General features: G+C 71.3%; 16 protein-coding genes. 10 read left to right on the forward strand and 6 right to left on the reverse strand.

Translation table 11 applies throughout. From position 1 onward, the window contains the following. Positions 1-93: 93 nt before the first annotated feature. A complete protein-coding gene (locus ACFZDE_RS16335) occupies positions 94-2313 on the reverse strand; it encodes an NADP-dependent isocitrate dehydrogenase (RefSeq protein ID WP_391200322.1) in 2220 nt (739 codons plus the stop codon). Positions 2314-2500: 187 nt separating this feature from the next. Here ACFZDE_RS16335 and ACFZDE_RS16340 point away from each other — a divergent pair, with 187 nt between their 5' ends. Then, positions 2501-4045 (forward strand): M1 family aminopeptidase, encoded by a 1545-nt coding sequence (locus ACFZDE_RS16340; protein WP_391200323.1) that lies wholly within the window; start codon positions 2501-2503, stop codon positions 4043-4045. A gap of 5 nt (positions 4046-4050) precedes the next feature. Here ACFZDE_RS16340 and ACFZDE_RS16345 read toward each other — a convergent pair whose 3' ends face one another. The 3 genes from ACFZDE_RS16345 to ACFZDE_RS16355 all read right to left on the reverse strand — a co-directional run bounded on the left by ACFZDE_RS16345 (position 4051) and on the right by ACFZDE_RS16355 (position 7096). Continuing rightward, positions 4051-5154 (reverse strand): mechanosensitive ion channel domain-containing protein, encoded by a 1104-nt coding sequence (locus tag ACFZDE_RS16345; RefSeq protein ID WP_390996268.1) that lies wholly within the window; start codon positions 5152-5154, stop codon positions 4051-4053. Positions 5155-5387: 233 nt separating this feature from the next. Further along, the gene (locus ACFZDE_RS16350; protein WP_391200514.1) at positions 5388-6152 is read right to left on the reverse strand and encodes a crotonase/enoyl-CoA hydratase family protein; all 765 of its coding nucleotides are present in this window, start codon (positions 6150-6152) and stop codon (positions 5388-5390) included. Between the two features lie 44 nt (positions 6153-6196). Continuing rightward, a complete protein-coding gene (locus ACFZDE_RS16355) occupies positions 6197-7096 on the reverse strand; it encodes a lysylphosphatidylglycerol synthase domain-containing protein (RefSeq protein WP_391200515.1) in 900 nt (299 codons plus the stop codon). Between the two features lie 299 nt (positions 7097-7395). Between ACFZDE_RS16355 and ACFZDE_RS16360 the strand changes: the two genes are divergently transcribed. From ACFZDE_RS16360 to ACFZDE_RS16375, 4 genes are all read left to right on the forward strand, one after another. Next, positions 7396-9291: an ABC transporter transmembrane domain-containing protein gene (locus ACFZDE_RS16360; protein WP_391200516.1), complete on the forward strand. Its 1896-nt coding sequence runs from the start codon at positions 7396-7398 to the stop codon at positions 9289-9291. A gap of 74 nt (positions 9292-9365) precedes the next feature. Then, complete coding sequence (locus ACFZDE_RS16365; protein ID WP_391200324.1) at positions 9366-9905, forward strand: hypothetical protein; 540 nt, start codon at positions 9366-9368, stop codon at positions 9903-9905. 95 nt (positions 9906-10000) lie between these two features. Continuing rightward, positions 10001-11629 (forward strand): ATP-binding protein, encoded by a 1629-nt coding sequence (locus ACFZDE_RS16370; protein WP_391200325.1) that lies wholly within the window; start codon positions 10001-10003, stop codon positions 11627-11629. Next, entirely contained in the window at positions 11626-12327 is a 702-nt protein-coding gene (locus ACFZDE_RS16375) for a response regulator (RefSeq protein WP_390996275.1), read from the forward strand. Before ACFZDE_RS16370 ends, ACFZDE_RS16375 begins: the two co-directional genes overlap by 4 nt. Here the strand turns inward: ACFZDE_RS16375 and ACFZDE_RS16380 are convergent. After that, positions 12309-12788 (reverse strand): winged helix DNA-binding protein, encoded by a 480-nt coding sequence (locus ACFZDE_RS16380; protein WP_390996278.1) that lies wholly within the window; start codon positions 12786-12788, stop codon positions 12309-12311. The genes ACFZDE_RS16375 and ACFZDE_RS16380 overlap by 19 nt on opposite strands. Positions 12789-12948: 160 nt before the next feature. Beyond that, positions 12949-13896, reverse strand: a complete 948-nt coding sequence (locus ACFZDE_RS16385) for a formyltransferase family protein (protein ID WP_390996281.1) — start codon at positions 13894-13896, stop codon at positions 12949-12951. A 259-nt stretch (positions 13897-14155) separates the two neighbouring features. On the opposite strand from ACFZDE_RS16385, the gene ACFZDE_RS16390 reads away from it, so the two are divergent. From ACFZDE_RS16390 to ACFZDE_RS16410, 5 genes are all read left to right on the forward strand, one after another. Next, on the forward strand, positions 14156-15508 hold the full coding sequence (locus tag ACFZDE_RS16390; protein WP_390996283.1) for a SidA/IucD/PvdA family monooxygenase: 1353 nt from the start codon (positions 14156-14158) through the stop codon (positions 15506-15508). An 87-nt stretch (positions 15509-15595) separates the two neighbouring features. After that, entirely contained in the window at positions 15596-16657 is a 1062-nt protein-coding gene (locus ACFZDE_RS16395; protein ID WP_391200326.1) for an iron chelate uptake ABC transporter family permease subunit, read from the forward strand. Next, positions 16654-17715: an iron chelate uptake ABC transporter family permease subunit gene (locus ACFZDE_RS16400; protein ID WP_391200327.1), complete on the forward strand. Its 1062-nt coding sequence runs from the start codon at positions 16654-16656 to the stop codon at positions 17713-17715. The genes ACFZDE_RS16395 and ACFZDE_RS16400 overlap by 4 nt, the downstream gene beginning before the upstream one ends. A gap of 39 nt (positions 17716-17754) precedes the next feature. Continuing rightward, positions 17755-18615, forward strand: coding sequence for an ATP-binding cassette domain-containing protein (locus tag ACFZDE_RS16405; RefSeq protein WP_391200328.1), 861 nt, complete (start codon positions 17755-17757; stop codon positions 18613-18615). 88 nt (positions 18616-18703) lie between these two features. Then, positions 18704-19759: an ABC transporter substrate-binding protein gene (locus tag ACFZDE_RS16410; RefSeq protein WP_390996294.1), complete on the forward strand. Its 1056-nt coding sequence runs from the start codon at positions 18704-18706 to the stop codon at positions 19757-19759. The last annotated feature ends 2 nt before the right edge of the window (positions 19760-19761 follow it).

Consider the following 19761-nt stretch of genomic DNA (forward strand, 5'->3'; position numbering starts at 1 on the left):
TGCCCTCACGGGGCAACGGGCGCATACGGCTCCGCCCCGGCCGGGCGTCGTGCCGGCCGGGGCGGAATCGGTGGGCCGAAGGGGCCCGGGGCGTCAGCTCAGGGACGCCAGGGCCTCGTTCCACGTGGTGGACGGGCGCATGACCTGCGCGGCCTTCTCCGGGTCGGGCTGGTAGTAGCCGCCGATGTCGACCGGCTTGCCCTGCACGGCGCTCAGCTCGTCGACGATCTTCTGCTCGTTCGCGGCGAGCGTCTCGGCGAGCGGGGCGAAGGCCTTCGCCAGGTCCGCGTCGTCGCTCTGCCCGGCCAGCTCCTGCGCCCAGTACAGGGACAGGTAGAAGTGGCTGCCGCGGTTGTCGATGCCGCCGACGCGCCGGGTCGGGGACTTGTCCTGCTCGAGGAAGGTCGCCGTGGCGCGGTCGAGGGTGTCGGCCAGGATCTGGGCGCGGGAGTTGCCCGCCACCTTCGCCAGCTGCTCGAAGGACGGCACCAGGGCGAAGAACTCACCCAGGGAGTCCCAGCGCAGGTAGTTCTCCTTGACCAGCTGCTGCACGTGCTTCGGCGCCGAGCCGCCCGCACCCGTCTCGAACAGGCCGCCGCCTGCCATCAGCGGGACGACCGACAGCATCTTGGCGCTGGTGCCCAGCTCCAGGATCGGGAACAGGTCGGTCAGGTAGTCGCGCAGCACGTTGCCGGTGACCGAGATCGTGTTCTCGCCGCGGCGGATGCGCTCCACCGACAGCTTCGTCGCCTCGACCGGGTTGAGGATTCGGATGTCCAGGCCCTCGGTGTCGTGCTCGGCGAGGTAGGTGTTGACCTTGGCGATCAGGTTGGCGTCGTGCGCGCGGGTCTCGTCCAGCCAGAACACCGCCGGGTCGCCGGTGGCGCGGGCGCGGGTGACGGCCAGCTTCACCCAGTCCTTGATCGGCGCGTCCTTGGTCTGGCAGGCGCGGAAGATGTCACCGGCCGAGACGGCCTGCTCGATCAGCGCGGTGCCGTTGCCGTCGACCAGGCGGACGGTGCCCGTGGTCGCGATCTCGAAGGTCTTGTCGTGGCTGCCGTACTCCTCGGCCTTCTGCGCCATGAGGCCGACGTTCGGCACGGTGCCCATGGTCGAGGGGTCGAAGGCGCCGTGGGCCCGGCAGTCGTCGATCACGGCCTGGTAGACGCCCGCGTAGGAGGAGTCCGGCAGGACCGCGAGGGTGTCGTGCTCCTGGCCGTCGGGGCCCCACATGTGGCCGGAGGTGCGGATCATGGCCGGCATGGAGGCGTCCACGATGACGTCCGAGGGGACGTGCAGGTTCGTGATGCCCTTGTCGGAGTCGACCATCGCCAGCTCCGGGCCCTCGGCGAGCTCGGCGTCGAAGGAGGCCTTGATCTCGGCGCCCTCCGGCAGGGCGTCCAGGCCCTTCCAGATGCCGCCCAGACCGTCGTTCGGGGTGAGGCCGGCCGCGGCGAGCTTGTCGCCGTACCGCGCGAACGTCTTCGGGAAGAAGGCGCGCACCACGTGGCCGAAGACGATCGGGTCGGAGACCTTCATCATCGTGGCCTTCAGGTGCACGGAGAACAGCACGCCCTGGGCCTTGGCCTCGGCGACCTGCGCGGTCAGGAACTCGCGCAGCGCGGCGACGCGCATCACCGAGGCGTCGACGACCTCACCGGCGAGCACGGGTACCGACTCGCGCAGCACCGTGGTGGTGCCGTCGTCGCCGACCAGCTCGATGCGCAGCGCGCCGTCCTCGGCGATCACGACGGACTTCTCGGTGGAGCGGAAGTCGTTCTGCCCCATGGTCGCCACGTTGGTCTTGGACTCGGGGGTCCAGGCGCCCATGCGGTGCGGGTGGGACTTGGCGTAGTTCTTGACCGAGGCGGGGGCACGCCGGTCGGAGTTGCCCTCACGCAGGACCGGGTTCACCGCGGAACCCTTGATCTTGTCGTAGCGGGCGCGGATCTCGCGCTCCTCGTCGGTCTTCGGGTCGTCCGGGTAGTCCGGCAGCGCGTAGCCCTGGCCCTGCAGCTCGGCGACGGCGGCCTTGAGCTGCGGGATGGACGCCGAGATGTTCGGCAGCTTGATGATGTTGGCGGCGGGCGTCTTGGCCAGCTCGCCGAGCTCCGCGAGGGCGTCCGGGATGCGCTGGTCCTCGGTCAGGTACTCCGGGAACACGGCGATGATGCGTCCGGCCAGCGAGATGTCGCGGGTCTCCACGGCGACACCCGCCTGCGACGCGTAGGCCCGGACCACCGGCAGGAAGGAATACGTCGCCAGGGCGGGGGCCTCGTCAGTGTGCGTATAGATGATGGTCGAGTCAGTCACCGGGTGCTCCGCTCCACGTCTGCAACATTGCTCGACATCAAGATATCTCGTGATCGACCTCGTCTCGACAGGGGTCCGCGACCAGTTTCGTGCAACCGATCGCCGCGCTCCCGTGTCTGGGAAAGAGATCACTCACTCCCAGCCACGGCCGGACCTGACCAGCCGGCCGTCCGAGCCAAGGCGGACCATGAGATATCGCACCAGAGTGAAGGCCCCCGCGGTTGCCCTTCTCGGCACGGCGGCGGCACTGACCACGGGGGTCCCGGCGCAGGCGGCCGGCCGGACCGGCGGCACACCGGGCGGTGAGACCCTCGGCGACCCCGTCTACCCCGCCCTCGGCAACGACGGATACCGCGTCTCGGCCTACCACCTCGACCTCGCGTACGACGCCACGACCAAGCTCGTCGAGGCCACCGCGACGCTGACCGTCCGCACCACCCGGGCCCTGAGCCGGCTCTCCCTGGACGCGCGCGGCCTGGACATACGCTCCGTGCGGGTCGACGGCCGCACCGCCGCCTTCGAGCAGGTGGCCGAGAAGCTGCGCATCACCCCCGCCCGGCCGCTCGCGGCGAAGTGCCGGGCGACGGTGTCCGTGGCCTACGGCGCCGACCCGCGCCGGACCCCGCCGCCGGCCGGTGGGTGGGTGGCCACCCCGGACGGGTTCGCGGTGTGCTGCCAGCCGGACCTGGCGCACACCGTCTTCCCCTGCAACGACCACCCCTCCGACAAGGCCGACTTCACCTTCCGCCTCACCGTGCCCGCGGGATCGCGGGGCGTGGCGAGCGGCCGGTTGACCCGCGTCGAGCGGCTGTCCGGCGACCGGAGGGCGTACACGTACCGCTCCCGTTCGCCGATCGCCACCGAGGTGGTGCAGATCACCGTCGGCGACTACGTGATCAAGGACCGGCAGGGCCCGCACGGCCTGCCGCTGCGCGACGTCGTCCCCGTCGCCCGGGCCGCCGCGCTGGAACCGGCCCTGGCCCTCACCCCGGCGCTGGTGTCCTGGGTCGAGCAGCGGCTCGGCGCGTACCCCTTCGAGACGTACGGCCTGCTGCCCTGCAACAACGACGCCCCGGACGCCTTCGACTTCACCGGCCTGGAGACCCAGACCCTCACGATCTACAAGCCGAACTACCTCCTCCAGGAGGAGAGCAAGATCGGCTCGCACATGATGCACGAGCTGGTCCATTCCTACTTCGGCAACAGCGTCAGCCCCGCCACCTGGGCCGACCTGTGGCTGAACGAGGGCCACGCCGACTTCTACGGGCTGCTGTACCGCTACGAGCGCGGCTGGGCGGACTCCCTGGGCATGACCACCCTGGAAGCCCGCATGAAGCACACCTACGCCCAGGGCGACCAGTGGCGCCGCGACTCCGGGCCGGTGGCGGCACCCAACGCGGCAAACCTCTTCGACAGCCAGCGCTACCTGGGCGGCGTGCTCGTGCTGTACGCGCTGCGGCAGCAGGTCGGCGAGGCGGCCTTCACGGCCCTGGAGCGCGCGTTCCTCGCGCGGTACCGCGACTCCAGCGCCTCCACGGAGGACTTCATCACCGTCGCCTCGCAGGTCTCCGGCCAGGACCTGACCGGCTTCCTGCGGGACTGGCTGTACGGCACGAAAACACCCCGGATGCCGGGCCACCCGGACTGGACGGTGACACCGGCGAAGGCGTCCCTCTCGGCACCGCGCGACCGGAGGGACAGCCACCACCACGAGAACTCCGCGACGCTGTAATACTCCTAGGGCCTGTCGAGCCGGGCGGCGCTCAGTCCGCCCGGCTCGATCTCGCCGGTGCGCTGCTGGGGGATGACGGCCCCGCCCTGCTGGAGCGCCACCGTGCGGGCCGGGGCGGGGATGCGGATGCCCTCCGCGCGGTAGCGCCGGTGCAGGCGCTTGATGAACTCGTGCTTGATCCGGTACTGGTCGCTGAACTCGCCGACGCCCAGGATGACGGTGAAGCCGATGCGCGAGTCGCCGAAGGTGTGGAACCGGATGATCGGCTCGTGGTCGGCCACGGCGCCCTCGACCTCGGCCATCGTCTCGGCGATGACCTCGTTGGTCACCCGCTCCACGTGGTCGAGATCGCTGTCGTAGGCCACCCCGACCTGGACCAGGACGGTCAGCTGCTCCTCGGGGCGCATGAAGTTGGTCATGTTCGTCTTGGCGAGCTGGCCGTTGGGGATCACGACGAGGTTGTTCGACAGGTTGCGGACCGTCGTCTGCCGCCAGTTGATGTCCTCGACGTATCCCTCCTCGTTGCTGCTGAGCCGGATGTAGTCACCGGGCTGCACGGTCTTGGAGGCGAGGATGTGGATGCCCGCGAAGAGGTTGGCGAGGGTGTCCTGAAGCGCCAGCGCCACCGCCAGACCGCCGACACCGAGGGCGGTGAGCAGCGGTGCTATGGAGATGCCCAGGGTCTGGAGCACCACCAGGAAACCGATCGCCAGGACCAGGATCCGGGTGATGTTGACGAAGATCGTGGCCGATCCGGCGACCCCGGAGCGGGACTGCGTGACCGTGCGGACCAGCCCGGTCACCACCCGGGCCGCCGACACCGTCGCGACGAAGATCAGCAGCACGGTGAGCACCTGGTTGGTGGTGTGCTGCACCGCGCGGGTCAGCGGCAGCACCGCCGCCGCGCCTGCCACGCCGCCCACCACCGCGGCCCAGGGCACCACGGCCCGCAGCGCGTGCACGATGACGTCGTCACCGCTCCAGCGCGTGCGGTCGGCGTGCCCGCCCAGCCAGCGCAGCAGCACGCGCAGCGCGAACGCCGCCAGCAGACCCGAGGCGAGGGCGATGCCGGCGAACAGCAGATCGTCCACGGTCAGTGCCCGGTTCACCGCTCACCTCCCGGGCGGGAAGCTGCCGCGAACGCCGTCACCGGCGGCCGGATGTGAAGTCTCGTCACGTCGTCACCTGCTCGTCTTCCGGGATGTCCGAAGGTGCCCGACCACCCTGACCTGTGGTCGGCACGATCGTTCATCCTGCCGTATCCCGTACGGGGTTCCGTACCGCGAACGGGGGTGAGCGCGGGGTGAGTCACCGCACATGACGCACTGTCACACCCGGTGTGCTACCGGTCCGTGAACGACCCGTGGCGGCCCTCGCCGGAGGCGAACCGGGCGGCCCCTTCGAGGCTCTCGGCCAGGACGCCCGCGCCGTGCCGGAACTCGGCGCGCAGCGCGGCCGGTTCGTCCAGGCCCTCCTGGTCCAGGACACAGGCCCGGTCGGAGCGCAGGCAGGACTGCGGGAAGCGGGCGATCTCGGCGGCCAGTTCCTCGGCCGCGGCGCGGGCCCGGCCGGGCGGCACCAGACGGTTGACCAGCCCCATGCCGAGGGCCTCGGCGGCCGGGACTGGGCGGCCGGTGAGGATCAGGTCCAGGGCGCGGCTCGTGCCGATCAGCCGGGGCAGCCGTACGGTGCCGCCGTCGATGAGGGGCACGCCCCAGCGGCGGCAGAACACGCCGAACACGGCGTCCTCCTCGGCGACGCGCAGATCGCACCAGAGGGCCAGCTCCAGACCCCCGGCCACGGCGTGCCCGGCGACGGCGGCGATCACGGGCTTGGACAGCCGCAGCCGGGTCGGGCCCATCGGGCCGTCGCCCCGCGGTTCGGCCCGGTTGCCGCGCTCGGTGCCGAGGGCCTTGAGGTCGGCGCCCGCGCAGAACGTGCCGCCCTCCCCCCACAGCACCGCCACCCGGGCCTCGTCGTCCGCGTCGAACTCCCGGAAGGCGGCGGCCAGTTCCGCCGCGGTCGGACCGTCGACCGCGTTGCGTGCCTCGGGGCGGGAGAGGACGACGGTGGTCACGAAGCCCTGGCGTTCGACCCGTACCGGCATGGTGAAGTCCCTTCTGCGTGACGGCATGCGCACGCTACCCCGGGTCAGATCACCTTCAGCCGGACCAGCGCCGCCAGCGTCAGCGCGCCCGGCACCAGCGGCAGCCAGACCGTGATCACCCGGAAGGCCAGGACCACCGCGGTGGCCACCGCGGCCGGGCCGCCCGCCGCCACCAGCGCCACCACGAGCGCCGCCTCCACCGAGCCGATGCCGCCCGGCGTGGGCACCAGCGCGACGGCGACCGTCGCCGCCAGGTAGGCCACCGCCATGTGCGCGGCCGGGACGTCCAGCCCCAGCGCACGCCCCACCAGCACCAGGACGGACGCCTGCAGGGCCGGGAAGGCCAGGGACCCGCCCCACAGGGCCAGCGCCCGCGCCGGACGGGTGTGCACCGTACGGGCCTCACCCAGCGCCGTGCGCAGGAACGACACCAGAGCCGAGCGCAGCCGCCGCACGAGGGCGAGCACGGACACCGCGATCACGAGCACCACCGCGACGCCCGCCAGCAGCGGACCGAACGCCGTCTCAGGCACCAGCGTGCCGAGCCGCAGCGCGTCGGGGAACGCGATGAGCAGGGCGCCCAGGAGCGCCACCCGGCCGATGCTCTCGGCGAGCAGATACAGGCCGAGGGCCGCCGAGGAGCGGGCGAGCGGCAGCCCGCACACGGTCATGAAGCGCAGGTTGACCGCGCTCGCCCCCAGCCCGGTCGGCAGCAGGTGGTTGGCCGCCCCGGCCGCGAACTGCGTGGCCAGCAGCCGTCGTCGGGGCAGCCGCTCCACGACCGCGCCCTGCCGGGTGAAGGAGGCGGCGACCCAGGTCAGACAGGTCGTACCGGCCGCGGCCAGCAGCCAGGGCCACTCGGCGGTGCCCAGATGCGCGAACCCGGCGGCCAGCACCGACCGGTGGCGCACCGCGACCACGGTCACGAGCAGGAGCGGGAGCAGGCACAGCACCTGCCGCAGACGGCGGGCGGGGACGCGACGGGGGAGTCGTCCGGTGCCCAGTTCGGGGAGTTGAACCGCTGTCACATCGGACGAGGCTGTCCAGGTCGTGCCAACTGCGGGTTGCGGGAGCGGGGACTGGGGATTGCGCGCGGGGAGCGGCTGGGTGGGGAGCGTCATCGGGGCCTTTGAGCGGAGGGACGGGGAAGAGGGGGATCGGGCTGATTGTGCGGGATGTCGGGGAAATGCGCGAGCTTCTTGACCTCAAGATTGCTTGAGGTTCTACGGTCGCTCCCATGAGTATGGAGATCACGGCGTGGACACAGCTGCACAGCGTCGTCAACGCCGAACAGGACCGCCGCCCGTTCGCCTTGGCGACCCTGCGCCGCATCGGCGCGTTCGCCCGCCCGCACCGGCGCCGCATCGCCCTCTTCGTCCTGATCGGCGTGGGCACCGCCCTGCTGGCCGTGGCGACACCCGTCCTGGCCGGATGGGTCGTCGACACGATCGTCTCGGACGGCGACGAGGGCAGGGTCGTACGCCTGGCCCTGCTCATCGCGCTGATCGCGGTGGCGGAGGCGGCGCTGGGCATCGTCGGCCGGAGACTGTCGGCGAAGCTCGGGGAGCATCTGATCCTCGATCTGCGGACCGCCGTCTTCGACCATGTGCAGCGCATGCCGGTCGCGTTCTTCACACGCACTCGTACGGGCGCCCTCGTCTCCCGGCTCAACAACGACGTCATCGGCGCCCAGCGCGCCTTCAGCACCACCCTCTCCGGAGTGGTCAGCAACCTCGTCACGCTGCTGCTCACGCTCGCCGTGATGCTCACGCTGTCCTGGCAGATCACCCTGCTGACACTGGTGCTGCTGCCGGTGTTCGTGATCCCGGCCCGGCGGATGGGCCGCCGGATGGCCCTGATGCAGCGCGAGGCGGCCACGCTGAACGCCGCGATGGGCACCCGCATGACCGAGCGGTTCTCCGCGCCCGGCGCCACCCTGGTCAAACTCTTCGGCCGGCCCGAGGAGGAGTCACGGGAGTTCGCCGAACGCGCCCGCCGGGTCGCGGACATCGGAGTGCGGACGGCGACCGCCCAGGCGGCCTTCATCACCGCCCTCACCCTGGTCTCCGCCCTCGCCCTGGCCCTCGTCTACGGCCTCGGCGGCTGGTTCGCCCTGCGCGGCGCCCTGGACCCCGGCGCGATCGTGTCGCTCGCCCTGCTCCTGACCCGGCTCTACGCGCCGCTGACGGCGCTCGCCGGGGCGCGCGTCGAGATGATGAGCGCCATGGTGAGCTTCGAGCGGGTCTTCGAGGTGCTCGACCTCCGGCCCCTCATCGAGGAGAAGCCGGACGCGCGCCCGGTCCCCGACGGACCCGTTGCGGTCGAGTTCGACCGGGTCCGCTTCGGCTACCCCGCCGCCGGCAAGGTCTCCCTGGCCTCCCTGGAAGAGGTCGCGTCCCTGGACGAACGCGGCGGCGACGAGGTCCTGCACGGCCTGTCCTTCCGCGCCGAACCCGGGCAGACCGTGGCACTCGTCGGTTCCTCCGGAGCGGGCAAGTCGACCATCGCCCAGCTCATGCCGCGCCTGTACGACACCGACGAGGGCGCGGTGCGCATCGGCGGCGTCGACGTCCGCGACCTCACGGCCGCGTCGCTGCGCCAGACCCTCGGCATGGTCACCCAGGACGGCCACCTCTTCCACGACACCGTCCGAGCCAACCTCCTGCTCGCCCGCCCCGAGGCCACCGAGGACGAGCTGTGGGACGCCCTGCGCCGGGCCCGCCTCGACGACCTCGTGCGGTCCCTGCCCGACGGCCTCGACACCGTGGTCGGCGAACGCGGCTACCGCCTGTCCGGCGGGGAACGCCAGCGCATGACCATCGCCCGGCTGCTCCTCGCCCGCCAGCGCGTCGTCATCCTCGACGAGGCCACCGCCCATCTCGACAACACCTCCGAGGCCGCCGTCCAGGAAGCCCTCACCGAAGCACTCGAGGGCCGGACCGCCGTCGTGATCGCCCACCGTCTGTCCACCGTCCGCGCCGCCGACCAGATCCTCGTCGTCGAGGCCGGCCGGATCGTGGAACGCGGCACGCACGAGGAACTCCTGGCCGCGGGGCGGCGGTACGCGGAGCTGTACCGCACCCAGTTCGCGAGCCCGGCCGACGGGGCGCGGGGCGAGGCGGTGGAAGAGGCCGCCTGAGGCGTGAACGCCCGCCCGGACCTGTGCGTACTCCCTTCGACCACCTGGTGAAAGACCGCACCCGGAGAGGCGACGTGTCCCAGCAGCAACCGACCGCACGATCCCCCCGCCGCACCCCCTCCCGCGCCCACCGGCCGCGCGCCCTCGCGGCGGCCGGCGCCCTGGCCGTCGTCCTCCCGCTGGTCACGGCCTGCGGCGGCGGTGCCGACGGCAAGGGCGCCGACGGCGGCAAGGCGGCACCCAGCGTGACCGCCGCCCCCGCCGCCGGAGTCGTCGCACCCGCCAAGGTCGAGGTGATCGCCGAGCTGACCGGGTGCAAGGCGAAGATCCGCATCGACGCCGACGAACTGCGCCAGGGCCTGTGCCACACCAAGAAGGCGGACTACGTCATCACCACCTTCCCCGAGGAACGGTTCAAGGAGACCTGGCTGGAAGAGGCACGCGTCTACGGCGGCAAGTACCTCGTCGGCCCCCGCTGGGTGATCAGTGTGAAACCGGCACTGCTGGAGTCCTTCCGCGCCAAGCTCGGCGGCACGGTCAGGGAGCTGCGCGGCATCGGCCCCAAGCCCGGCGGGGATGCGGGAGGCATCGGCCCCAAGCCGGGCGGGCCGTGACAGCTCCCTTTCGATTTCGGCTGGTGGGCGTCATGATGGTGCGGCTCGGCACATGAGCCGCCCCCTCCGCGGCGGCATCGCAGATTGAGTTCGTCGTGGTCGCCACCTTTCGTCGCCACTCGCTCGCGGGCGAGATGCTGGTGCTCCAGCTCGCCATCGTCGTGGTGGTGCTGCTGGCTGTCGCCGCGGTCTCCCTCGCCCAGTCGCAGGCCACCTTCAACCGCGTCGAGGGACGCCGGGTGAGCGCGCTCGCCGAACAGCTGGCCGCAAACCCCCTGGTCCGCAGCCAGCTGGTACGCCCCGCGCCGGGCGAGGCGCTCGCCCCGCTGGTCCTCGCCACCCAGGCCCAGTCGGGGGTGACGTCGGTGACGGTGGCCGACGGGGCCGGGCGGATCGTCAGCTCCACCGACCCCACGGTCGTCGGCGAGCGGATGCCGCTCGGGCCGGGCACCGCCCGCGGGCGCGGCTGGTCCGGGCAGCTGACCCTGGACGGTGACCGCGAGCTGGCCGCCCAGGTGCCCGTCCTCGGGGCGACGGAGGAGAACCTGGGCAGGATCCTCGGCACGGTGATGATCGGCGAGGCCGATCCGACCGTGTGGCAGCGGCTGAGCGGCGCCTCCTCCTATCTGCTCGCCTACCTGGGCATCGCCAGCGGACTCGGCGTCGCCGGCTCCTGGCTGCTGGCGCGACGGGTGAAACGGCAGACCCTCGGTCTTGAGCCGGGCGAGATCGCCGGGCTCGCCGAGCACCGGGAGGCGATGCTGTACGGCATCGCCGAGGGGGTGATCGCCCTGGACCCGCAGCACCGGCTCACCCTCGTCAACGACATGGGGCGCCGGCTGCTCGACCTGCCGGAGGACTGCGTCGGCCAGAGCCTCACGGGCCTCGGCATCGACGGGCGGCTGCGCGATGTGCTGTCCGGCACCGCCACCGGCGAGCGCGACGAGGTCGTCGTGCGCCACGGCCGGGTCCTGGTGATGAACCGGATGACCGTCACCAAGGACGGCCGGCCCCTCGGCTCGGTCACCACGCTGCGCGACCGCACCGAACTGGCCCGGCTGGAGCGCGAGATCGGTTCCTTCCGAAGCTCCTCCGAGCTGCTGCGCGCACAGGCGCACGAGTTCGCCAACCAGCTGCACACCATCTCCGGGCTGATCCAGATCGGCGAGCAGGACGAAGTCGTCAGCTACATCCGGGCGTTGAGCCGGCACCGGCAGTCCCTGGACGTCACCCTCAGCCGCCGCGTCCGGGACACCGCCGTGGCCGCGCTGCTGATGGCCAAGGCATCCCTCGCGGCCGAGCGCAAGGTCAGCCTGCGGATCTCCGACGACACCGCGCTGGAACGCCTGGCCCCAAAGGACGCCGCCGACGTGGCGACCGTGGTGGGCAACCTCGTGGACAACGCCGTCGACGCCGCCGCGGCCCGGGACGACGCCTGGGTGGAGGTCGCGCTGCGGCAGGACGCCTCCAGCGTGCAGATCGCGGTCCGCGACTCCGGGCCCGGCGTCGCTCCCGAGCTGGCCCGCGAGGTGTTCTCCCACGGCTTCACCACCAAGGCGGCCCGCGAGGGCGAGCGCGGCATCGGACTGGCCCTGACCAAGCTGGTCTGCGAGCGGCACGGGGGAGAGATCTCGGTGGCCAACACCCCCGAAGGGGCCGTGTTCACCGCGCACATGACCGTCAGCCACCTCACCGGCACGGTGGCGGAAGGAGCGGCCCCATGACCGAGGCGAGCGACAAGACGGACGCGATCGACGTCCTGGTGGTCGACGACGACTTCATGGTGGCCCGGATCCACCGCGCCTTCGTCGAACGCGTCGAGCCGTTCCGGGTCGTCGGCACGGCCCACACGGGCGCCCAGGCGATCGAGGCGGTCGACGGGCTGCGCCCCGACCTCATCCTGCTCGACCTGTACCTGCCCGACCTCTTCGGGCTCGACGTCATACCCCGGCTGCGCACCGCGGGTCATGACTGCGACGTCATGGTCATCAGCGCGGCGACGGAGGCCGACACCGTACGCGGCGCGGTCCGCCGCGGAGTGGTCGACTACCTCCTCAAACCCTTCGAGTTCGAGGACCTGCGGCTGCGCCTGGAGAGATACGCCGCCCAGCGGGGCCGGCTGCTCACGACGGTGGTCCGGGGGCAGGCGGACGTGGACCGCGTCCTGGCCGGAGCGTTCGCCCCCGCCCCGGCGCACACCCTGCCCAAGGGCATGAGCGTGGAGACCGCCGAACTCGTCGAACGGGCGCTGCGGGAGGCGGACGGCACCCTGTCGGCCACCGAATGCGCGGCCCTGACCGGTGTCTCGCGCGTCAGCGCCCGCCGCTACCTGGAGTACTTCCACGGCGCGGGCAGCGCCGAGGTGTCCCTGCGCTACGGCGCCACCGGCCGGCCCGAACGCCGTTACGCCTGGCGCGCCTGAGCCGCGGGGCGCGAACCCGCGGCGGGGCCCGTCGCCTCGTGGTGGGCGTGCACGCGCCGCAGCAGGGAGGCGAGTTGCTCGCGTTCGGCCTCGCTCAGCGGCGTCAGGATGTCGTCGTCCGCGGAGGCGATGTCGGCGTTGAGATGGTCGAGGGCGCTCCTGCCCTGAGGGGTGATGCGGACGTCGACGCGGCGGCGGTCGGTGAGGCTGCGCACGCACTCGACCTGCCCGGCGTCCGCGAGGTCCTTCACGATTCTCGCGACGTCACTGGCGTTCATGTCGAGCCGGGCGGCCAGCACGCCCTTGGGCTGCGAGCCGAGGTCGGCGACCAGGGTCAGGACGGTCAGATGCCACAACCGCAGCCCTCTCGCGGTGAGCTTCTCCGACAGGGTGCGGCGGGCGGCCTTTCCCGTGGCGTACATCAGGTACGCGCTCAGGTTCAGCACGCTGGGCGGGGTCATGTGTGAACGGTAGCCCGGCTGTGCCCCGACTGTGAACGCCAGGCGGAAATCGGCTACTTGGGGGGTGGGTGGGAGACATCGCGCGCGACCGCCGCCGCGCGGAGCCGGTCCGCGCGGCGGCGATGCCGGCCGGCCCCGGGACCGTACCGGGGCCGGCACGTCAGGGGCGGTCGGTGAGGTAGCCGCCCATGGAGGTGAAGTACTCGGCGGCGGGCAACTCCCGGCCGTCCTCGGTGCGTACGCGCGTGATGGCGAGACCGCGGTTGCGTCCGGTGCGGGCGTCGGCGCCGGCGACGATCACCACGCCGTCGCCCTCGCGGTAGAAGACGCGGCCGGGCGTACCGCCGTAGCGGCCCTCGGACACGAACGAGGCCAGGACCTCCAGCCGCTTGCCCCGGTGGAAGGTGTAGGCGCTCGGGTACGGCTCGGACTGGGCGCGCACCAGGCGCTCCAGGTCCTCGGCCGGCCAGCTCCAGTCGATGCGGCTGTCGATGTCGGCGCGCTTGTGGAAGAAGGACGCCTGGGAGCGGTCCTGCCGGGTGAACTCGGTCTGCCCGGAGGCGATCAGGCCGAGCGCGCCGATGGTGACCGGGGCGATGAGGTCGACGGTCTTGTGGAAGAGGTCGGTCGCGGTGTCCGTCGGGCCGACCGGCACCGCCTCCTGCCGGACGATGTCGCCGGCGTCGAGCTCGTCGTTCATCATGTGCGCCGTGACGCCCACTTCGGGCTCGCCGTTGATCAGCGCCCAGATCAGCGGGGAGAACCCGGCGTACTTCGGCAGCAGGGAGTCGTGCACGTTCAGCGTGCCGTGGCGCGGCAGGCCGAAGATGCGCGGGGGGATCCAGGTGCGCCAGTTGTTGGCCACGATGATGTCCGGGTCGGCCTCCTTGAGGCGCTCGAACAGCTCGTCGTCGTCAGGGCGGTTGCGGATCAGCACGGGGACGCCGTGCTCCTCGGCGAGGTCGGCGACGGAGTCGCTCCAGATCTTCTCGTAGGCGTGCTCGCTCTTGGGGTGGGTCACCACCAGCACGACGTCGTGCTCGGACTCCAGGAGGGCTTGCAGGGTGCGATGCCCCCAGGTCTGGTAACCGAACATGACGACCCGCATGGGGTTCCTCCTCAGAGCAAGACAGTGGCCGACGCAAGTAAAGCAAGGCTTACCTTAGTCCGCAACGGTCCTGCGGAATCGTCCAGTTGACGGAGCCCGATCACGGGGTCCGGTCGGCCGGTGTCCGTTTTGCCCTGTCGACACCTCAACTCGTTTAGCTTAGGCTCACCTAAGTTCCTCGGCGGGCCGTGGCGTCGGCATGCCCGTCCTTCCTTCCCTCCACACCTGACACGCGGCTGCCCCGCACGATGGGAGTGACATGTCGCAGGTTCTTCCTGATGACGCATCACCGGTCCACGACCTGATCGGTATCGGCTTCGGGCCGTCCAATGTGGCCATGGCGATCGCGCTCCGCGAGCACAACGGCGGCGTCGGCAGGCAGGAGGCGGTCACCGCCCACTTCTTCGAGCAGCAGCCCCGCTTCGGCTGGCACCGCGGCATGCTCATCGACGACGCCACCATGCAGGTCTCCTTCCTCAAGGACCTGGTGACGCTGCGGAACCCGGCCAGCCAGTACAGCTTCCTGTGCTACCTGCAGAGCAAGGGCCGGCTGATCGACTTCATCAACCACAAGAACCTGTTCCCGCTGCGCGTGGAGTTCCACGACTACTTCGAGTGGGCCGCGGCCCAGGTCGACGACATGGTCTCCTACGGCCACGAGGTCGTCGGCGTCGCGCCCGTCACCCGGGACGGCGTCGTGGACCACCTGGAGGTGACCGTCCGCTCGGGCGGCGGCCTGGAGATCCACCGGGCTCGCAACCTCGTCATCGGCACCGGCCTGCGCCCCCTGATGCCGGAGGGTGTGGAGCGCGGCGAACGCGTCTGGCACAACTCCGAACTGCTGGCCAAGGTCGATGAGTTGGAGGGCACCTCGCCCTCCCGGTTCGTCGTCGTGGGCGCCGGCCAGAGCGCCGCGGAGAACGTGGCCTATCTGCACCGCCGCTTCCCCGAGGCCGAGGTCTGCGCCGTCTTCTCCCGGTACGGCTACAGCCCCGCCGACGACAGCAGCTTCGCCAACCGGATCTTCGACCCCCAGGCCGTCGACGAGTACTTCGCCGCCCCCGAGGACGTCAAGCGCCGGCTGATGGACTACCACGGCAACACCAACTACTCCGTGGTGGACATCGACCTGATCGACGACCTCTACCGGCAGTCCTACCAGGAGAAGGTCCTCGGCACCGAGCGCCTGAAGTTCCTCAACGTCTCCCGCCTCACCGGCGTCAAGGAGTCGCCGTCGAGCGTCCGCGCCACCATCACCTCCCTGGTCACCGGCGAGGACACCGACCTCGAGGCGGACGTCGTGGTCTTCGCCACCGGCTACAGCCCCGTCGACCCCACGAGCCTGCTCGGCGAGGTCGCCGACCGCTGCCTGCGCGACGAGGAGGGCCGGGTCCGCGTGGAGCGCGACTGGAGCATCTCCACCGACCCCACCCTGCGCTGCGGCATCTACCTTCAGGGCGGCACGGAGCACACGCACGGCATCACCTCGTCGCTGCTCTCCAACACCGCCATCAGGGTGGGGGAGATCCTGGACTCGCTCCTCGGCCGCGTGGCCGAGCCCGCCGACCGGACCCGCACACTCGCCGACGGCACCGGCAGCGCCGCCCGCTGAAGCAGCCGGGAGCCCGCGGGCCCGAACCGCCTCGCACCGCACCGTCCGGTCAAGTCGCCCACCGCGCAAGGGATAACGTACGTCGACATGGGCACGACTGCTGCAGTGGAGCGCCCCGCGACCAGAGGCCCGTCACCGGCCCGTCGGCGCCGGGCGGCCGGTCTGGGCATCCTCATGGCGCTCCTGGTGATCGCCACGGTGCTGTCGCTGGCCGTGGGGGCGCGCGCGCTGACCCCCACCGAGGTGTGGCACGGGCTGTTCGCCGCGCCGGAGTCCGACCGGCGGCTCACCGAGATCCGGCTCATCGTGGAGACCGTACGGGTCCCCAGGACGGTCCTCGGGATCGTGGCGGGTATCGCCCTCGGGGTCGGCGGCGCGCTCATCCAGGGATACACCCGTAACCCCATCGCCGACACGGGCCTGCTGGGGGTGAACACCGGTGCCTCGTTCGCGGTGGTGTCGGTGATCGCGGTGTTCGGGTTCTCCGACCCCTTCCAGTACGTCTGGTTCGCCTTCGCGGGCGCGGCCGTCGCCGGTGTCGTGGTCTTCGGGCTGGCGAGCATCGGCCGGGGGGCCGGGAACCCGCTGACGCTCGCACTGGCCGGGCAGGGGATCACGGTGTTCCTCATGGCGATGACCACGGCGGTGGCGCTGTCGAACCAGGCGTCGCTGAACGCCCTGCGGTTCTGGAACGCCGGCTCCCTCGCCGGGGTCGGATTCGACGTCATCTGGCCGGTGACCGCGTTCATCGGCGCCGGGCTGGTGCTGGCCCTGACCACGCTGCCCTCCCTCAACCTGCTCAACCTCGGCGACGACGTGGCCAGGGGCCTGGGCGTCAACATCGCGCTGAGCCGGACCGTCGGCATCACCGCCATCACCCTGCTGGCGGGTGCCGCGACCGCCGCGTGCGGGCCCATCGCCTTCCTCGGCCTCATGGTGGCCCACGTGGCCCGGTATCTGACCGGCCCGGACTACCGCTGGCTCGTGCCGTACGCCGGGCTGCTCGGGGCCGTCGTCCTGCTGTTCTGCGACATCGTCGGCCGTCTGGTGGTGCGGCCGGGCGAGTTGGACGCCGGTGTTCTCGTGGCGCTGCTCGGCGCCCCCTTCTTCGCGGTCCTCGTGTGGCGCGGAAAGTTCAGGAGCGCATGAACGTGACCGAGGTGAAGCCGTCCCTGCCGCCGGGCGTGCGGCTCGGCCGGGTGTCGTTCGTCTGGCGGCCCTGGCTGCTGAGTGTCACGCTGCTGCTCGCGGCGGCGGTCTTCCTGGTGTTCTGCGTCTCCATCGCCGTGGGGGACTTCCCCCTCGGCCTTCCGCAGGTGCTCGCCACGCTCTTCGGACGCGGCGAGCAGGTCGACCGGTTCATCATCATGGACCTGCGGATGCCGCGGGCTCTGGCCGGGCTGGTCGTCGGCGTCGCGCTCGGGGTGTCCGGCGCGATCACGCAGTCGATCGCACGCAACCCGCTGGCCAGCCCGGACGTCCTGGGCATCACCTCGGGTGCCAGTGCGGTCGCGGTGTTCCTGGTGACCGTCTCGGGCGGGACCGCCACGGCGATCGTCAACTCCGTGGGTCTGCCGGCCGCGGCGCTCGCGGGCGGACTCGGCACGGGCCTGCTGGTGTACTTCCTGGCGTGGCGGCGCGGGGTGGACGGCTTCCGGCTCATCCTCATCGGCATCTCGGTGAGCGCCGTGATGGAGGCCATCACGACCTGGCTGCTGGTCACGGCCGACATCCGGGACGTCGCCCGGGCACAGGCGTGGCTGGTCGGCTCGCTGGAGGACCGCTCGTGGGGCGAGGTGTGGACGGCCCTGTGGTGCGGGCTCGCCCTCCTCCTCGTCGTCTCCTGCGTCGCCTTCCAGTTCCGGCCGATGCACTTCGGCGACGAGGTGGCCGCGGGCCTCGGTGTCCGGTACACGAGGGTGCGGGCGGTGCTGCTGCTGTGTGCGGTGCTGCTGGCCGGTGTGGCGGTGAGCGCGGCCGGCCCGGTGCCCTTCGTCGCGCTGGTGGCACCGCAGGTGGCGATGCGTCTGGCGCGCTGCCCCACACCGCCGATGGTGGCCTCCGGCCTGACGGGCGCGCTGCTGCTGATCGGCTCCGACCTTCTCGCGCGCACGGCGCTGCCGGTCTCGCTCCCGGTCGGGGTGGTCACCGCCGCGATCGGGGGGCCCTTCCTCGTCTATCTGCTGGTGCGGGCGAACCTGCGGTAGATGTACAAGAGTCAGGTGAACCTAAGCAAGGGGGGACCCGTGGTCGCACAGTCCGTCACCGAGGCCGCGGTCGGCGGCGGCACCTCGCGGCTGGCAGCCCGAGGAGTCACGGTCGGCTACGGTGGCCGGGTCGTCATCGACGAACTCGACGTGGCGATACCGCCGGGCGTGATCACCACGATCATCGGCCCCAACGGCTGTGGGAAGTCGACCCTGTTGAAGACGCTCTCGCGGCTGCTCAAGCCGGCCAAGGGGGCGGTCGTCCTGGACGGCGAGGACATCGGCCGTCTCCGGACGCGGGACGTGGCGAAGAAGCTCGGACTGCTGCCGCAGGCGCCGGTCGCGCCCGAGGGGCTGACCGTGGCCGACCTGGTCGCCAGGGGCCGCCATCCGCACCAGAGCTGGCTGCGCCAGTGGTCGTCCGACGACGCCGACGTGGTGGAGCGCGCCCTGGCCATGACGGGCGTGTCCGACCTGGCCGACCGCCCGGTCGACGCCCTGTCCGGCGGGCAGCGCCAGCGCGTGTGGATCTCCATGACCCTGGCCCAGGGCACCGATCTGCTGCTGCTGGACGAGCCGACGACCTATCTGGACCTGGCGCACGCCGTGGACGTCCTGGACCTCGTGGACGACCTGCACGAGTCGGGCTGCACCGTCGTCATGGTGCTGCACGACCTCAATCTCGCCACGCGTTACAGCGACAACCTCGTGGTGATGCGCGAGGGGTCGGTCCTGGCGCAGGGGCACCCCCGGGACGTCATCACCGCCGAACTGCTCCAGGAGGCCTTCGGGTTGACGGCCCGGGTGATCGACGACCCGGTCGGCGACCGGCCGCTCATCGTGCCGATCGGGCGGACCCATGTGCTGCCCGGTCACGGCCCGGCAGCGAAGCGCCAGTAAGGCTAGGCTAACCTTATTCAGGCACGATAAGGTTTGCCTGCCCTTAGGTGAGGGTGCAGTGAACTGGCGCGAAAGCAAGGGGATGTGGATGCTCCTCCATCGAACGACGCCCGGGAAGCCGTGGCGGCGGCTGGCGGCTCTTCTGTCCGCGGCCACCCTCGGGGTCGGTCTCCTCGCGGGCTGCGGTTCCGGCTCGGACACCGCCGGCGACAAGGGCGAGCCCACTCAGGCCGCGGCCGCCGGTGCCTTCCCGGTCACCGTGGAGCACGCCTTCGGTTCCACCACGGTCGACAAGGCGCCCCAGCGGGTCGTCTCGGTCGGCTACACCGACGACCAGACCGTCCTGGCCTTCGGCATCAAGCCCGTCGGCATGGTCGACCAGTACCCGAACCCGCCCGGTAAGAGCCCCGACATCAACACCCAGTGGCCCTGGGTGAAGGACAAGTGGGGCGACACCAAGCCCGAGGTCGTCATGGAGAACGGCGACTCCGGCCCCAACTACGAGAAGATTGCGGCCCTGCGCCCCGACCTGATCGTCGCGGTGTACTCCGAGATCGACCAGGCCGCCTACGACAAGCTCTCCAAGATCGCCCCCACGGTGGCCCGCACCAAGGGCGAGAAGGAGCCCTTCAGCGCGCCCTGGCAGGACAACGCCCTGCACATCGCCAAGGCCCTCGGCAAGGCCGACGAGGGCCAGAAGATGGTCGACGACATCCAGGGGCAGCTCGACACGGCCAAGAAGGAGCACCCGGAGCTCGGCAAGAAGACCGCGGTCGCACTGTCCTGGTACAAGGACTCGGTCGCGCCCTTCACCTCCACCGACGTGCGCGGCCGGCTCGTCACGGGCATCGGCTACACGTACCAGACCGAGATCGACAAGGTCGCGGGCGGCAACTTCTACACCACGCTCTCGCCCGAGCGCATCGACCTCGTCGACGTCGACCACATCTTCGTCATCAACGACAAGGCCGACACCGAGGCGCTCAAGAAGTTCAAGCTGTTCACCAACCTCGACGCGGTCAAGAAGGGCAACGTGTCCTACCTGCTCGACAGCGAGGGACCCGCGGTCGGCGCGGCCATCTCCCAGGGCACCCTGCTGTCCATGCCGTACGCGATCGACGAGCTCGTCAAGTCGGTCGAGTAGGG

The organism is Streptomyces sp. NPDC007929, from assembly GCF_042959065.1.
Taxonomy (GTDB): Bacteria; Actinomycetota; Actinomycetes; order Streptomycetales; family Streptomycetaceae; genus Streptomyces.

Excerpts from the sequence above, each read along its gene's own strand:
- ACFZDE_RS16395 (WP_391200326.1), top strand. The coding sequence starts at position 15,596 with ATGGGCACGACTGCTGCAGTGGAGCGCCCCGCGACCAGAGGCCCGTCA.
- ACFZDE_RS16350 (WP_391200514.1), bottom strand. The coding sequence starts at position 6,152 with ATGCCGGTACGGGTCGAACGCCAGGGCTTCGTGACCACCGTCGTCCTC.
- ACFZDE_RS16375 (WP_390996275.1), top strand. The coding sequence starts at position 11,626 with ATGACCGAGGCGAGCGACAAGACGGACGCGATCGACGTCCTGGTGGTC.
- ACFZDE_RS16390 (WP_390996283.1), top strand. The coding sequence starts at position 14,156 with ATGTCGCAGGTTCTTCCTGATGACGCATCACCGGTCCACGACCTGATC.
- ACFZDE_RS16410 (WP_390996294.1), top strand. The coding sequence starts at position 18,704 with ATGCTCCTCCATCGAACGACGCCCGGGAAGCCGTGGCGGCGGCTGGCG.
- ACFZDE_RS16400 (WP_391200327.1), top strand. The coding sequence starts at position 16,654 with ATGAACGTGACCGAGGTGAAGCCGTCCCTGCCGCCGGGCGTGCGGCTC.
- ACFZDE_RS16360 (WP_391200516.1), top strand. The coding sequence starts at position 7,396 with ATGGAGATCACGGCGTGGACACAGCTGCACAGCGTCGTCAACGCCGAA.
- ACFZDE_RS16340 (WP_391200323.1), top strand. The coding sequence starts at position 2,501 with ATGAGATATCGCACCAGAGTGAAGGCCCCCGCGGTTGCCCTTCTCGGC.
- ACFZDE_RS16385 (WP_390996281.1), bottom strand. The coding sequence starts at position 13,896 with ATGCGGGTCGTCATGTTCGGTTACCAGACCTGGGGGCATCGCACCCTG.
- ACFZDE_RS16380 (WP_390996278.1), bottom strand. The coding sequence starts at position 12,788 with ATGACCCCGCCCAGCGTGCTGAACCTGAGCGCGTACCTGATGTACGCC.